This is a genomic window from Saezia sanguinis (assembly GCF_003991585.1).
Lineage (GTDB): Bacteria > Pseudomonadota > Gammaproteobacteria > Burkholderiales > Burkholderiaceae_C > Saezia > Saezia sanguinis.
Map to the genome: position 1 here is coordinate 1 of NZ_PQSP01000238.1, position 231 is coordinate 231.

A 231-nucleotide genomic window follows, 5' to 3' on the forward strand; every position below is an offset into this window, starting at 1 on the left:
AGACAGGAAATTCACGATGCCGAGCTTCACCGACGTCACCGAGGAGCACCGGCAGGCGGCCGAGGCCATCGCCCAGGAAGGCCGCAACGCCGGACTCACCGTCGAGATGAGCGGCGCCATCGCCCAGACCCAGCCCGAAACCGGGCAGGCCGAAATGATCGGTATCGGGGTCGCGCTGATCGTCATGATCATCGCCTTCGGCGCCATCGTGGCCGCGTTCGTACCCATCGT

The 231-nt window shown here is 65.8% G+C and carries 1 protein-coding gene; it reads left to right on the forward strand.

What is annotated here, in order from left to right:
• Positions 1-16: 16 nt before the first annotated feature.
• On the forward strand, positions 17-231 hold a 215-nt coding region (locus tag CUZ56_RS15640), incomplete at its 3' end, for an MMPL family transporter (protein WP_204250994.1).